This is a genomic window from Lysinibacillus sp. 54212, from assembly GCF_036662795.1.
Taxonomy (GTDB): domain Bacteria; phylum Bacillota; class Bacilli; order Bacillales_A; family Planococcaceae; genus Lysinibacillus_B.
This window is the reverse complement of record NZ_JBAFWZ010000009.1, coordinates 105,835-119,788: the sequence shown is the minus strand read 5'-3', so window position 1 is coordinate 119,788 and position 13,954 is coordinate 105,835. Positions and strand designations below refer to the sequence as shown.

At 41.4% G+C, this 13,954-nt stretch carries 13 protein-coding genes; 4 read left to right on the top strand and 9 right to left on the bottom strand.

Annotation, left to right across the window (positions count from 1 at the left end; translation table 11 throughout):
* Positions 1-28: 28 nt before the first annotated feature.
* The 3 genes from V4T18_RS08555 to V4T18_RS08545 all read left to right on the top strand — a co-directional run bounded on the left by V4T18_RS08555 (position 29) and on the right by V4T18_RS08545 (position 3,291).
* A complete protein-coding gene (locus V4T18_RS08555; RefSeq protein ID WP_332648673.1) occupies positions 29-1,690 on the top strand; it encodes a sodium:solute symporter family protein in 1,662 nt (553 codons plus the stop codon).
* Between the two features lie 117 nt (positions 1,691-1,807).
* Entirely contained in the window at positions 1,808-2,224 is a 417-nt protein-coding gene (locus tag V4T18_RS08550) for a YugN family protein (RefSeq protein WP_332648671.1), read from the top strand.
* Between the two features lie 104 nt (positions 2,225-2,328).
* Positions 2,329-3,291: a nuclease-related domain-containing protein gene (locus V4T18_RS08545; RefSeq protein WP_332648669.1), complete on the top strand. Its 963-nt coding sequence runs from the start codon at positions 2,329-2,331 to the stop codon at positions 3,289-3,291.
* Positions 3,292-3,896: 605 nt separating this feature from the next.
* Here the strand turns inward: V4T18_RS08545 and eno are convergent.
* From eno to V4T18_RS08510, 7 genes are all read right to left on the bottom strand, one after another.
* Entirely contained in the window at positions 3,897-5,189 is a 1,293-nt protein-coding gene (eno, locus tag V4T18_RS08540) for a phosphopyruvate hydratase (RefSeq protein WP_332648667.1), read from the bottom strand.
* Positions 5,190-5,216: 27 nt separating this feature from the next.
* A complete protein-coding gene (gene gpmI, locus V4T18_RS08535; RefSeq protein WP_332648666.1) occupies positions 5,217-6,758 on the bottom strand; it encodes a 2,3-bisphosphoglycerate-independent phosphoglycerate mutase in 1,542 nt (513 codons plus the stop codon).
* Positions 6,751-7,512: a triose-phosphate isomerase gene (tpiA, locus tag V4T18_RS08530; protein WP_332648665.1), complete on the bottom strand. Its 762-nt coding sequence runs from the start codon at positions 7,510-7,512 to the stop codon at positions 6,751-6,753. The genes gpmI and tpiA overlap by 8 nt, the downstream gene beginning before the upstream one ends.
* A 14-nt stretch (positions 7,513-7,526) precedes the next feature.
* Positions 7,527-8,711: a phosphoglycerate kinase gene (locus V4T18_RS08525; RefSeq protein WP_332648663.1), complete on the bottom strand. Its 1,185-nt coding sequence runs from the start codon at positions 8,709-8,711 to the stop codon at positions 7,527-7,529.
* Positions 8,712-9,072: 361 nt separating this feature from the next.
* Entirely contained in the window at positions 9,073-10,080 is a 1,008-nt protein-coding gene (gene gap / locus V4T18_RS08520) for a type I glyceraldehyde-3-phosphate dehydrogenase (protein ID WP_332648661.1), read from the bottom strand.
* Positions 10,081-10,131: 51 nt separating this feature from the next.
* Positions 10,132-11,166: a sugar-binding transcriptional regulator gene (locus V4T18_RS08515; RefSeq protein ID WP_332648727.1), complete on the bottom strand. Its 1,035-nt coding sequence runs from the start codon at positions 11,164-11,166 to the stop codon at positions 10,132-10,134.
* A gap of 152 nt (positions 11,167-11,318) precedes the next feature.
* Positions 11,319-11,555: a glutaredoxin family protein gene (locus V4T18_RS08510; protein WP_332648659.1), complete on the bottom strand. Its 237-nt coding sequence runs from the start codon at positions 11,553-11,555 to the stop codon at positions 11,319-11,321.
* Positions 11,556-11,693: 138 nt separating this feature from the next.
* Between V4T18_RS08510 and V4T18_RS08505 the strand changes: the two genes are divergently transcribed.
* A complete protein-coding gene (locus tag V4T18_RS08505; protein WP_332648657.1) occupies positions 11,694-12,305 on the top strand; it encodes a spore coat protein in 612 nt (203 codons plus the stop codon).
* A 208-nt stretch (positions 12,306-12,513) separates the two neighbouring features.
* Here V4T18_RS08505 and V4T18_RS08500 read toward each other — a convergent pair whose 3' ends face one another.
* The gene (locus V4T18_RS08500) at positions 12,514-13,236 is read right to left on the bottom strand and encodes an amino acid ABC transporter ATP-binding protein (protein WP_332648655.1); all 723 of its coding nucleotides are present in this window, start codon (positions 13,234-13,236) and stop codon (positions 12,514-12,516) included.
* Positions 13,233-13,943 (bottom strand): amino acid ABC transporter permease, encoded by a 711-nt coding sequence (locus V4T18_RS08495; RefSeq protein ID WP_332648653.1) that lies wholly within the window; start codon positions 13,941-13,943, stop codon positions 13,233-13,235. Before V4T18_RS08495 ends, V4T18_RS08500 begins: the two co-directional genes overlap by 4 nt.
* Positions 13,944-13,954: the final 11 nt, after the last annotated feature.

Sequence of the window (13,954 nt, the reverse complement as noted above, 5' to 3'; positions counted from 1 at the left end):
GTTACTAAATATAAAAGGGGGATCGTAGTTGGATACACAATTTATCGTATCTTTAGTTATTATTTTAGCTACATTTGGCTTATATATATGGATTGCACTATTTAACAAGGCAAAGGCAACATCTGATTTCTATGTTGCTGGACGCGGCGTACCACCAATTTTCAACGGAATGGCAATCGGGGCTGACTGGATGAGTGCCGCATCCTTCATCGGGATGGCCGGCACAATTATGCTACTTGGCTATGACGGCTTAGCATACATTATGGGTTGGACAGGCGGTTATTTATTATTAACCTTCCTACTAGCACCACAGCTTCGAAAATCGGGTCGCTATACAGTACCGGAATTTATCGGAGATCGCTTCCAAAGTAAAGCGGCACTCGTAATAGCCGCGATTTGTACGATTATTATTAGCTTCACTTATTCTATTGGACAATTATCTGGTTCTGGTGTAGTAATTGGGCGACTATTCGAGATTGATGCTAGACTAGGAACAATGATTGGCGTTGTGTTAATCGCCTTTTACGCAGCATTCGGTGGAATGAAAGGTATTACGTGGACACAGGTAGCACAATATCTTGTGTTAATTACTGCATATCTTGTTCCTGTAATTTTTATGTCGCTTCAAATTACAGGAAATCCAATGCCTTGGATCTCCTATGGTGAGTTTGTTGGGAAAATTGGTGAGCTCGATCGGGAGCTTGGTGTTTCAGAGTACTTTGCACCATTTACTAATGGTACAAAGTGGCAATTCCTTGCACTTATGTTTACGTTAATGGCCGGAACAGCTGGTCTTCCACATGTAATCGTTCGCTTTTATACTGTTTCAACGATGAAGGCCGCTAGATGGTCAGGCGCTTGGGCATTATTATTCATCGGCTTACTATACTTTAGTGCACCTGCTTATGCGGCATTTTCTCGCTTTATTTTAATGACAAAGGTTGCTGGTCAGAAAATTTCGGAGCTTCCTGCTTGGACAAGTTCATGGATTGACACTGGAAAGCTACAAATTGCAGATGGCAATAGCGACGGGATTCTTCAATGGAAAGAGCTAATTATTGCGAATGATATTGTCGTTATGGCGACACCAGAAATCGCTAATTTAGGGATGTTCGTTATCGGGCTTGTTGCAGCGGGTGCCATGGCGGCGGCTTTATCAACAGCAGGCGGATTAATGATTTCGATTTCTTCCTCCTTTGCTCATGATATTTACTACCGTGTGTTAAAGCCTGACTCAACAGAAAAGCAGCGTCTACTAGTCGCACGTATTTCCATTATTGTGGCAACCTTCCTAGCAGGTATTATTGCCTTAAATCCTCCAGGGGTTATTACACAAATCGTTGCGTGGGCATTTGCACTAGCAACTGGAACCTTCTTCCCTGCTTTAGTGCTCGGTGTTTGGTGGAAGCGTTCTAATGCACAAGGGGTTATTGCAGGATTAATCACTGGCTTAACTGTCACATTAGCCTACATTATCGCTGCAAAATATGGCGGCTTTACACTTTTCGGTATTATCGATACTGGTGCTGGTGTATTCGGAGCTCTTGCAGCATTTACTGCCAATATCGTTGTATCTCTAATGACGAAACCGCCATCGCAGGAAAATCAAGAAAGTGTTATTAACCTTCGCTACCCAGAGCAAATGGTGTATAAGGATGGCGAGGTTTGGATCAATGAAGATTCAAAATAGTAAGGACTTTGGCTTCACTCTGCTAATAGAGTGAGGCTGTTTTTCATTTCCAATTGTCGTATATTTTACTTCCATTTCGGACACACTCTTGTTGAAAAAACGAAAGGTGGGATAGAGTTGTTACAATTCGACTCAGAAATAATAGGCATGCATGCTCACTTTGGCTATTTACGCGATCGCATAGAACAATACGGCTTTACAATAGGTGGTAACTGGGATTTTGACAACGGTAGCTTTGATACGAAAATTTGGGGCGAAAATGGGGACACGATTTATTTGCGCATCCCGTTTACTGTGACAGAAGGGATGCTCGACGCCTACGACACCGTAATCTGCTTCGATAAGCCTTATATTATCAAGCACGTTGCGAATGTTGGCTTAGATTATGATGAAGGTAGCCTACTCGACCCAACCGGCTTTAGCCAATTCCAAACACCTGTTGATAAGGATGCACCTATCGAGAATAAAAATAAATGGGTGCAAATTTCGGAGCAGCTCGTTTCAGAGAAGGTTATTCCCAATGTTATCCATTGAGATTTGTCAGTGAAAATGATCTAGAAACTTTTCGTTTTTAGGTCATTTTTTTATTATGGATATTTTTGTTGCTTACAGTACACTAGTTTTATGGAGGTGTGATTTTGATAGTTCTTGAAAGAGCAGCGCCACGAAAATTAGTTCAGCTACATGCATTGCTTCGTCGTTTAGATAGTAGTGATCCAGACTTTGCCTACTACAAGGATCTTTCAACCCGCTTGAAGGTTGGGTTGGCTGGCGAGCAGCGCGTCGATCGCGAATGGATTGAGATGCCATCACGCGAAAAGCATTGTTTATTTTTAAATTATGAGTTTTTGAACGATTTTGGTATTCCCCACCAAATCGATACCCTCCTGCTTACTTCTCATTTTCTTCTCATCATCGAAATTAAAAACATTAGCGGAAGGTTAGATTTTGAAGACGACAAGCATCAGCTTATCCGGTCTCGGCAGGATGGTTCTGTGGAAGGCTTCACCAATCCGATTGATCAAGTTTTACGTCATGTTCATTATATAAAAAAATTATTAGACCTATGGAAGGTTTCATTGCCTGTTCAATATGCCATTGTCATCTCTAACCCTTCTACAATTATAGGTAGGATTCCGAGCGGTATTCCGATTTTTCATGCTAGCGGATTACGCTCATACCTTGGGCGGTTGTTTGCGAAGCATTCTACAGCTGTGCTTTCTCACGAGAAAGTAGATCAGCTTGCGGAAGTATTTTTAGCGCGATTAGAGCGCATTCCCCCGTCTCCTACAACAGTAAGCAAGGAGCGACTGCGAAAAGGTGTGCTTTGTGAGGTTTGCCATTACCAGGAAACGATGCTGTACAAGTACGGTACCTGGTGTTGTCCTTCCTGCGGCGTTCGCAATAAAAAAGCGGTTTTACAAGCACTTGATGATTATCGATTATTAATAGGTGAGCGAATTACCAATCAAGAGTTTCGCGCATTTTTCGGCATAGAATCGATGGCGATTGCTTCAAAATTATTAGCCCGTTTACCTTTGAAATCGGGTGGCGAGAAGCGCGGGCGATATTATATTATTCCTGAGGACATCAATCAATAGTTTTTATGAAGCTGCTTCTTTTAATTGAAGCAGCTTTTACTTATTTGAGGTGGAGTTTCTATTATCTTGGTGAAAGTTTCTATTAACTTACCTAAAGTTTCTATTATCGCTGGGAAACTTTCTATTATCGACAAGGATCCTTCCATTTTCTCGGCTCTATTTTCTATACGAGCTCTTCCTGCAAAAAAGGGGCCAGATTTGATCGTTGAATCCGCTTATTTTGTGAAGTTTCTATTAAATTCAGGAAACTTTCTATTAACTTGCCTAAAGTTTCTATTATCGCTGGGAAACTTTCTATTATCGACAAGGAACCTTCTATTTTCTCGGCTCTATTTTCTATACGAGCTCTTCCTGCAAAATAGAGGCCAGATTTGATCGTTGAACCCGCTTATTTTGTGAAGTTTCTGTTAATTTCAAGAAACTTTCTATTAACTTGGCGAAAGTTTCTATTAACTTGCCTAAAGTTTCTATTAACTCACTAAAACTTTCTATTATCGACAAGGAACCTTCTATTAATCCGAACTAATTGTCTATTACCTCATACATTTCCCCCCAAAAAAAATCGAGCTTCTCCCTAAAGGAAGGGGAAGCTCGACACACACTAATTATTTAATGTTATAGAACGATTGTAAGCCTAAGTATTGAGCTGTTGCGCCTAGTTGGTCTTCAATACGTAGTAATTGGTTGTATTTCGCAACGCGGTCTGTACGAGATGGAGCACCTGTTTTGATTTGACCAGCGTTTGTTGCTACTGCGATATCAGCGATTGTGTTATCTTCTGATTCACCAGAACGGTGAGAGATTACTGCTGTGTAGCCAGCGCGTTTTGCCATTTCGATTGCTTCGAATGTTTCAGTAAGTGTACCGATTTGGTTTACTTTGATTAAGATTGAGTTGCCAACGCCTTGCTCGATACCGTCAGCAAGTTTTTTCGTGTTTGTTACGAATAGATCGTCACCTACTAATTGTACGCGGTTACCGATGCGCTCAGTTAGTAGCTTGTGACCAGCCCAGTCGTTTTCATCTAAGCCGTCTTCGATTGAGATGATTGGGTATTTAGATGTTAACTCCTCGTACCAAGCAACCATTTCTTCAGATGTACGAACTACGCCTTCACCTGATAAGTGGTATTTGCCGTCTTCTTTGTTGAATAACTCAGAAGAAGCTACGTCCATTGCTAATTTCACTTCTTCGCCTGGTTTGTAGCCAGCTTTTTCGATTGCTTCAAGGATTACAGTGATTGCTTCCTCGTTTGAACCAAGGTTTGGAGCGAAACCACCTTCATCACCTACAGCTGTGTTGTAGCCTTTGTCCTTTAGAACTGCTTTTAAATGATGGAAAATTTCAGCACCCATACGTAAAGCATGACGGAAGTTTTCAGCACCTACTGGCATGATCATGAACTCTTGTACGTCCACGTTGTTGTCAGCGTGCTCACCACCGTTGATGATGTTCATCATTGGTACTGGTAATTGCTTTGCATTGAATCCACCAAGGTATTGGTAAAGTGGTACATCTAAATAGTCAGCTGCTGCATGAGCTACCGCCATTGATACGCCAAGGATTGCGTTCGCACCTAATTTACCTTTGTTTTCTGTACCGTCAAGCTCGATTAACGCTTTGTCGATTACCACTTGATCAAGTACAGAGTAGCTACCTTCTAATTCTTCAGCAATAATTGTGTTCACGTTGTCTACCGCTTTAAGAACACCTTTACCTAAATAACGACCTTTGTCGCCGTCACGTAATTCTACTGCTTCGTATTCACCCGTTGATGCACCTGATGGCACGATTGCACGACCGAATGCACCTGATTCTGTAAATACTTCAACCTCAACTGTTGGGTTACCACGAGAGTCTAATACTTCGCGAGCGTAAACTTGTGTAATAAATGGCATTTTTTTATTCTCCTCAAATTTTAAATTTTATTTTTCACTATTAATAATTAGTGATTTACCTGTCATTTCAGCAGGCTGTGCCACACCTAAAAGGGTAAGCATTGTAGGTGCAAGATCGGCTAAGATTCCGTCCTCTGCAAGCTCTAAACCTGGCTTTGTCACAATGACTGGCACAGGATTTGTAGTATGAGCTGTCATTGGCTCTCCCTCTAATGTAATCACTTCATCAGAGTTTCCGTGGTCAGCTGTAATAATTGCTGTGCCACCCTTTGCAAGAATAGCGTCCACTACTTTTCCTAAGCATTCATCCACTGTTTCAATGGCCTTTATCGTTGGCTCTAGCATACCGCTATGACCAACCATATCAGGATTTGCATAGTTTAAAAGAATTGCGTCGAATTTATCGGCTTCAATCGACTCAAGCAATGCGTCCGTTACCTCATAAGCACTCATCTCAGGCTTTAGGTCATACGTTGCTACCTTTGGAGAAGCGATTAGTATGCGCTCTTCTCCTGGGAATGTTGCTTCACGACCGCCACTCATAAAGAACGTCACATGTGGATATTTTTCTGTTTCTGCAATACGTAACTGTGTTAAACCGTTGTCAGCAATAACTTCCCCTACAGTATTAACTAAATCCCTATTCTCAAACGCAACAAGTGCATTTACTTCGACACTATAATGTGTGAACGAAACAAATTTCAAGTTTGATGGATGCTTTTCAGAAAGCGCAAAACCATCAAAGCTATCGTTTGTAAATACGGTAGAAAGCTGAATTGCACGGTCAGGACGGAAATTAAAGAAGACAACGGCATCATCCGTATCAATCGTTGCAACTGGCTTTCCTTCCTCTGTTATTACAAATGGAATTACGAATTCATCTACAACCTCACGTGAGTAAGACGATTCTACCCCTGCAATGGCTGAAGAGGCTGTTTGACCATTTCCGTCTACTAGTGCATTATACGTTAATCCTACACGATCCCAGCGCTTATCGCGGTCCATTGCATAATAACGTCCGTGAATTGATGCAAACTTTCCGACACCGATTTCTGACATTCTGCTTTCCGTTTCCTCTATATACCCGAGTGCTGTTGTCGGACCAACATCACGACCATCTAAGAAGCCATGAACATAAACTTCCTCGAGACCATTCTCCTTTGCTAATTTTAATAAGGCAAATAAGTGCTCATAATGGCTATGTACACCACCGTCAGAAAGTAGCCCCATTAAATGTAGCTTTGAGTTGTTTGCTTTTGCATGCTCAACCGCCGCTAAAAATTGCTCGTTGCGGAAGAAGTCACCATCACGAATCGATTTATGAATACGTGTTAAGCTTTGGTACACAATACGACCAGCACCAATATTTAAGTGACCTACCTCTGAATTTCCCATTTGACCATCTGGAAGACCTACCGCTTCCCCGCTCGCTGTTAACGTAGCGTGCGGGAAGTTGTTCCAGTAACGATCAAAATTCGGTTTTTTACTTTGTGCAACGGCATTTCCCTTCACTTCATCACGAAAGGCAAAACCGTCTAAAATAATTAATGCAACTGGCTTTTTAGGCATTCTCTGCCGCCTCCAATAATTTCAAATAAGATGCTGTATCTAAGCTAGCACCGCCGACTAGTGCACCGTCAATATGCTCTTTTGATAGGAGCTCGACGACATTATCAGGCTTCACACTGCCACCATACTGAATGCGAATCGCCTGGGCTGTTTCTTCGCCGAATAGCTCTTTCACTACTTCACGAATAGCACCACACACTGCATTGGCATCATCAGCTGTTGCTGTTTTCCCTGTTCCAATCGCCCAAATCGGTTCATAAGCAAGAACCATATGTGCTACTTTGTCCGCTGTGAATCCTTCTAGTGCCGCACGAATTTGACCTGCCACTTTAGCTTCTGTGCTACCTGCTTCACGCTCTTCTAACGTTTCACCACAGCAAATGATTGGCACGATACCGTGAGCTAATGCTGCTTTTACTTTTTTATTTACTGCCTCGTCCGTTTCATTAAACATTTCACGACGCTCTGAGTGTCCTAAAATGACATAATCAACATGAATGCTTGCCAATTGTGCTGGGCTAATTTCACCTGTAAAGGCACCTTCCTGCTCAAAATGCATATTTTGGGCTCCGATTGCTAAATCCGTTTCGGTAGCTATATCAACTAAAGTTGGTAAGAAGATGGCAGGTGCACATACAACTGCATCTACTTTTTCCTCTGAAGGAATAGCATGACGAACTGCCTCGACAAACTCAACTGCTTCATCAAATGATTTATACATTTTCCAGTTGCCTGCTAGTATAGGTTTACGCATAGGGTTCCCCTCCATTACTTATCGTTTAATGCTACAATTCCTGGAAGCTCTTTGCCTTCCATTAGCTCTAGAGATGCACCGCCACCTGTTGAGATGTGATCCATTTTAGAGGCTACTTCGAATTTTTCAACTGCTGCTGCTGAGTCGCCGCCACCGATTACAGTATAGCCTGCTGTTTCTGCCATTGCATCGGCCACTGTTTTCGTACCATTTGCGAACTTTTCCATTTCGAAAACGCCCATTGGACCGTTCCAAATGATAAGCTTTGAATTTTTAATAACCTCTGCATAGTTTGCAGCTGTTTTTGGCCCAATATCTAGACCCATCCAATCAGCAGGGATTGCATCAACTCCGACTACCTTCGTTTCAGCATCCTTTGAAAATTCATTTGCTACAACAGCATCCACTGGCATATGTAGCGCTACGCCTTTTTCTTTTGCTTTTTCGATAAAGACTTTGGCAAGCTCGATTTTATCTTCCTCTAATAGAGATTTACCGATATCGTGCCCTTGCGCTTTAATAAATGTAAAGGAAAGACCTCCACCAATAATTAAATGGTCTACCTTATCAAGTAGGTTTTCGATTACGCCGATTTTATCTTTTACCTTCGCCCCACCAATAATCGCTGTGAATGGACGCTCTGGAGTAGAGATTGCTTTTCCTAATACATCTAGCTCTTTTTCCATAAGTAAACCGGATACGGCTGGGATATGCTTGGCAATGCCCTCTGTTGAAGCGTGTGCACGGTGAGCCGCGCCAAATGCATCGTTAACATAAAGATCAGCTAGCTTTGCAAATGCCTTTGAAAGCTCCTCGTCATTTTTCTCCTCGCCTTTATGGAAGCGAACATTTTCTAATAATACGATATCGCCGTCCTGCATCTGGGCAACAGCGGCTTCTACCTCTTCACCAATTGACTCGTCTAGCTTTTTAACTGAGTGATTCATTAGCTGGGCTAAGCGTTCCCCAACAGCCGTTAAGCGCATCTCTTCTTTTACTTCACCCTTTGGACGACCAAGGTGAGAAGCTAAAATTACTTTTGCACCCTCATTTACTAATTGCTCGATTGTAGGAATAGCAGCTCGGATTCGTGTATCATCCGTAATCTTTCCATCTTCCATTGGCACATTAAAATCAACGCGTACAAATACGCGCTTCCCTTTTACATCTACATCTTTCATCGTCTTCTTTAAAAACATGAAGAAAACCCTCCTTCAATTTTAGAAAAAGGCGCTAACCTTTTATAGTAGACTTTCTCTATTCAATAAAATAGTAACAAAAGTCGATAGTTATGTCTTGTAAAGACAGGGCGACTCCCCCGTCAATTATTAGAAAAACACATCTCGACTTATAACAAAGGCGAGATGATGGATTTTCTTATGCAGATATTTAATAATTCCGAACTATTTTATCTGCCAAAGAAAGAGCGAGTCGGTAAACCGCTCGCCCCTTTACCTTTAAATATTATAATTGTTCGTACTCATAAAGGCTATACTTTTAAACGACAATTTCTAGTATTGTGTCACACTTTTTCGTCGATTCTCCAAAAGTATGTCACAATTATTCTAATCCACGCTGAACTACATACTGTGCTAAGTCCATTAAACGAGTGGAGTAGCCGATTTCGTTGTCATACCAGGCTACAACCTTCACCATACGATTTTCCATAACCATTGTTGATAAGCCATCGATTGTAGATGAAGCCTCGTTTCCATTATAGTCAATCGATACTAATGGAAGCTCGTTATAGTCTAAAATACCTTTTAATTCTCCTTGAGATGCATTTCGTAACGCTGCATTTACCTCTTCGACTGTTACATCCTTCTCTACCTCAACAACTAAATCTACACAAGAAACGTTTGGTGTAGGCACACGCATCGAGAAACCATCCAGCTTCCCTTTAAGCTTTGGTAAAACTTTTGATACTGCTACTGCAGCACCAGTCGTTGTTGGAATCATTGATACCGCACCAGCACGAGCACGTCGTGGATCTGAGTGTGGGAAATCTAAAATACGTTGGTCGTTTGTATACGAGTGAATCGTCGTCATCATCCCGCGCTTAATGCCAAACTGTTCATCTAACACCTTAGCAAGCGGCGCTAAACAGTTTGTTGTACAAGACGCGTTTGAAATGACGTCCATCGAAGGATCGTATTCTGTATGATTTACACCCATTACAAATGTCGGCATTTCTCCTTTCGCTGGCGCTGAAAGAATCGCTTTTTTTGCCCCCGCCTGAACATGCTTAGACACGTCCTCCATTGAACGGAATTTCCCTGTACATTCTAATACAACATCTACCCCTAGCTCACCCCAAGGTAAATTTAATGGATCCTTTTCTGAAAAAACACGTACTCGCTTACCATTAACGATAAATGCATTTTCCTCAGCCTGTACATCTGCATCATATACACCATGCACTGAATCATATTTAAGTAAATGCGCTAATTGACCAGCATCTGTTAAATCATTTACAGCTACAACCTCGAACTCGTCATGCTTCATTGCCTCGCGGAACACTAAACGTCCTATACGACCAAACCCGTTAATTGCTAATTGTAATACCATGTTTTATTCCTCCATTAGTTAATTTTTTATAAAAATAGCTCAATGCTATTACTACAGAGTTAAAATTTCATTTGCGGCAGCTTCATCAGTTATAAAAAAAGTATGATCTACCGCGCGCTTAAAGTAGGCATCGATAGCCTTTGCCTTCCTTTTACCACCTGCAATAACCAATATATGATCACTGTTTTTTACATGCTCTGGCTGGATACAGATTGTTCGAATTTGATGCACAATCTGTCCTTGCTCATTAAAGTAGTAGCCAAATGCCTCACCAACTGCTCCTTTTTCTTGAAGAAGCCTCTTTTCCTCTGTGGAACTACGTCGTCGCTCTGCCATATCCTCCGCTGCGCCAATACCATGCACAACAATATTTACACGCTCATATAGCCGGATCATTTCTTGTACACTTGGCTCGGCCTTCATGGCAACATACGCTTCCTCGCTTGAAAACTCTGGCAGGAAAAGGGTTCGATAGGAAGCATTGCACTGTTTCGCAAAACTGGCAACAAGAGTATTTGCTTGTAGATTCATCTCTTCCCCAATACTGCCTCGTGCTGCAATAAAGCTAGCTGTATTAAGCGATTTCATTTCTGTTAGAAAAGGGCCTAATGCAGCAACAGAGCTTCCACCTGTAATGGCAATTAAGCTATTTGGCTTAGCAAGCTGTGTTAGGAGCTTACTTCCCTCTTTTCCAAGTAATATTCGAGAGGCTTCCTCTGAAAAATCACCTGGAATAATGATGACCTTTTCAATTCCTAACCGGAGTGCTAGTTCCTTTTCTTTTTGAGCGATTCCAGATAGCTCATAAAAGCTATCTCTTAATTGTTCTAGTATTTGCAAACCTGTATCTGTACAAACCATACCCTGTTGCTTTATGCTGATTAATTTTTGCTCAAAAAGGAGTGTGGTCTCCTTTCGTACCTCACGCTCTGTAAGCCCAAGAACATCCGCTAAGGCACGTCGTCCAATCGGTCCTGCTGCATCTATCGCTTGTAGTATTCTGAAGCGCTTTTGAAGAAGTATACCTATTTCAGGTATTAATTTGCGCTCTGCTTCATAAAATGAAAATTCGTCCAAAAAAATCACCTGCAATATAGTTGGGCACTTTTTGTCCCGACCTTTTAAATTATGTCCCACTTGTGGTAAAAAAATTTATTACTTACGTTTATTATATTACTAATAATTTTTACATGCAATCCAAATTTTCAATTTTTACAAAATTCATAAGCACTTAACAATTAATCATTAAGTGCTTCCAGTAATGTTATGTAATCGAGCGTACCATACTGTATGATACTACCATTCTTTTCAACAACAGGAATCATAAACATATACTTCTCATGAATGTTTTCATCCTCCTCAATGTTGATCGTTTCAATTTCAAAATGAACGTCCTCCTGCACAAGCTTTAACAGGATTAATCCTTCTTGGCATAGATGACAGCCTGGTCGTGAATAATATTGAATTTTCCCCATCACATTCCCTCCTTTGTATGTATTATAAGCAATTTTCACAGGCTGTGTACTGCGAAAAATCTTCGAACGTCACATGCATAATATCTTTAAAACTCCGCACAATAATGAACGTAATCTATTTTGAATGGAGGAGTAACAATGTTTTCGCAACCATCAGAGCAAAATAACAGTAATACGCCTTTATCGATGAATCACGGCGGGCATGAGATGTTTGATGTACACGAAGTATTAAGTGCATCTATTGGTGCCCTCAACCAATGCGTATTAATGCGTGACCAAATTCAAGATCCAGAACTATTAGCTATTTTGGACAGACAATACGCATTTATGCTGGATGAATACAATATTACAGCCGAATCGTACAAAACGGGGCATGACCCTCAGCATCCAACACGCGTCTATAAAATGCAAATAGACAATCAATTTAAATACGGCATTTCCCCTGGGGAGCCTAAAAAACCGATTCAGTCAGCAAATGAAATTGATGACTCGATTATTTCTGGCTCTTTACTCAGCATGCATAAAGCACTAGCAACCGGCAAAACAGCTGCTGCACTAGAAGCTACAAACCCTGTCGTTCGTCGAGTACTTCAGGATTCTGTACCGAACTGCATTGAAATGGCGTATGAGGTTTCCCTTTACCAAAACAAGAAGGGTGATTATCAGGTGCCACAGCTATCTACAGCAGATACACAAACCATGCTTAATATGTACGGTCAAGCACAGCGAGCAAAAAACATGCCAAACTAACTCCACATCAGAAAAGCGCAAGCGCCACGGTTAGCCCCGACAGCTGCTTGCAGCCCCAAATCGAAAGCATCTCTTCCGCTTTCGATCGAGGGGATGGTGCGACCTCGAGGGGCTGGGGCGCTGGAGCTAGACACATCCCGATCTCCAAAAGTTTATACGTAAAATTAAAAAAATCCATTCAAGCACCCCCGCCTGAATGGATTTTCCACTATAATACTTTACCTAAAAATGCCTTTGTACGTTCATTTTTCGGATGACCAAATACTTCATCTGGATGCCCTTCTTCAACAATATAGCCGCCATCCATAAATAGCACACGATCACCCATTTCACGAGCAAAGCCCATTTCATGTGTTACGACAACCATCGTCATGCCTTCCTGAGCAAGCCTCTTCATTACATCAAGCACTTCATTGACCATTTCAGGATCTAGAGCTGAAGTTGGTTCATCAAATAACATCACTTTCGGCTTCATAGCTAGTGCACGTGCAATCGCAACACGCTGCTGCTGCCCACCGGAAAGCTGCTGCGGGAAATTATCAGCCTTCGCTCGTAAGCCAACCTTATCTAGTAGCTCTAGTGCTAGTGCCTCCGCATCCGATTTAGCCATTTTGCGAATTTGCATCGGTGCCATCGTAATATTTTCTAATACCGTCATATGTGGAAACAGATTAAATTGCTGAAATACCATCCCTACCTCTGTACGGATATCATTAATATTTGTTTTCGGATCGTTTATTTTTACGCCATTAATATAAATAGCTCCCTCTGTCACTTCCTCAAGAAGGTTGATACAACGTAGGAATGTACTTTTCCCTGATCCGGATGGACCAATTACACAAACTACTTCTTTTTCATGAATTTCGTAATCGATTCCCTTTAACACTTCAAGCTTACCGAAATATTTGTGTAGGTTTTCTACTTTAATCATATCTCAGCACGCTCCTTTTTCTGCTTTCGAGGGTTATAATCAATGCTAACTCGTTTTTCCACAATCGCAATCAGCTTCGTTACTAAATACGTTAAAACGAGATATAGGAATGCTGCAAACAGATATGGCTCCCAGAAGCGCTGATACGTCCCTGCTACAACCTTACTAACATATAAAATTTCTGCACCCGCAATAACTGTAACAAGTGAAGAATCCTTTAGTAAGGCAATAAATTCATTACCAAGTGGCGGAATCATACGTCGAAACGCTTGCGGTAGGATTACTTTACGCATCGCCTGCGTATGTGTTAACCCAAGCGATCGTGCCGCCTCCATTTGCCCTTTATCGATTGATTGAATACCGGCACGGAAAATTTCCGCATTGTACGCCGCACTATTTAATATTAAACCTAGAATACCAGATACCCACCAACCCATCGCCTGACCAAAGATCGTTGGAATTAATGCTAAGTGAATTAATAATAATTGCACAAGCATCGGTGTACCACGGAATATGTCTACATAAATTTTACATGGCCAATAGATAAGTTTGTTTTTTGATACTTGTCCCAGTCCAAGGAATAGACCGAGAATTACCCCACCGACATAGCCACTTAATGTTAAAAGAATTGTTGCCAGAATACCTTTAAAATAAAGCTCACGGTAGTTCCAGATTATATCCCATTGGAAAAAATCAAATACCTCCATCTGAAACACCT

What these genes read in the sequence shown, in the direction of transcription:
- eno (WP_332648667.1), bottom strand. Translation starts at nt 5,189, where the DNA reads ATGCCATTTATTACACAAGTTTACGCTCGCGAAGTATTAGACTCTCGT.
- gpmI (WP_332648666.1), bottom strand. Translation starts at nt 6,758, where the DNA reads ATGCCTAAAAAGCCAGTTGCATTAATTATTTTAGACGGTTTTGCCTTT.
- tpiA (WP_332648665.1), bottom strand. Translation starts at nt 7,512, where the DNA reads ATGCGTAAACCTATACTAGCAGGCAACTGGAAAATGTATAAATCATTT.
- V4T18_RS08525 (WP_332648663.1), bottom strand. Translation starts at nt 8,711, where the DNA reads ATGTTTTTAAAGAAGACGATGAAAGATGTAGATGTAAAAGGGAAGCGC.
- gap (WP_332648661.1), bottom strand. Translation starts at nt 10,080, where the DNA reads ATGGTATTACAATTAGCAATTAACGGGTTTGGTCGTATAGGACGTTTA.
- V4T18_RS08510 (WP_332648659.1), bottom strand. Translation starts at nt 11,555, where the DNA reads ATGGGGAAAATTCAATATTATTCACGACCAGGCTGTCATCTATGCCAA.
- V4T18_RS08505 (WP_332648657.1), top strand. Translation starts at nt 11,694, where the DNA reads ATGTTTTCGCAACCATCAGAGCAAAATAACAGTAATACGCCTTTATCG.
- V4T18_RS08500 (WP_332648655.1), bottom strand. Translation starts at nt 13,236, where the DNA reads ATGATTAAAGTAGAAAACCTACACAAATATTTCGGTAAGCTTGAAGTG.
- V4T18_RS08495 (WP_332648653.1), bottom strand. Translation starts at nt 13,943, where the DNA reads ATGGAGGTATTTGATTTTTTCCAATGGGATATAATCTGGAACTACCGT.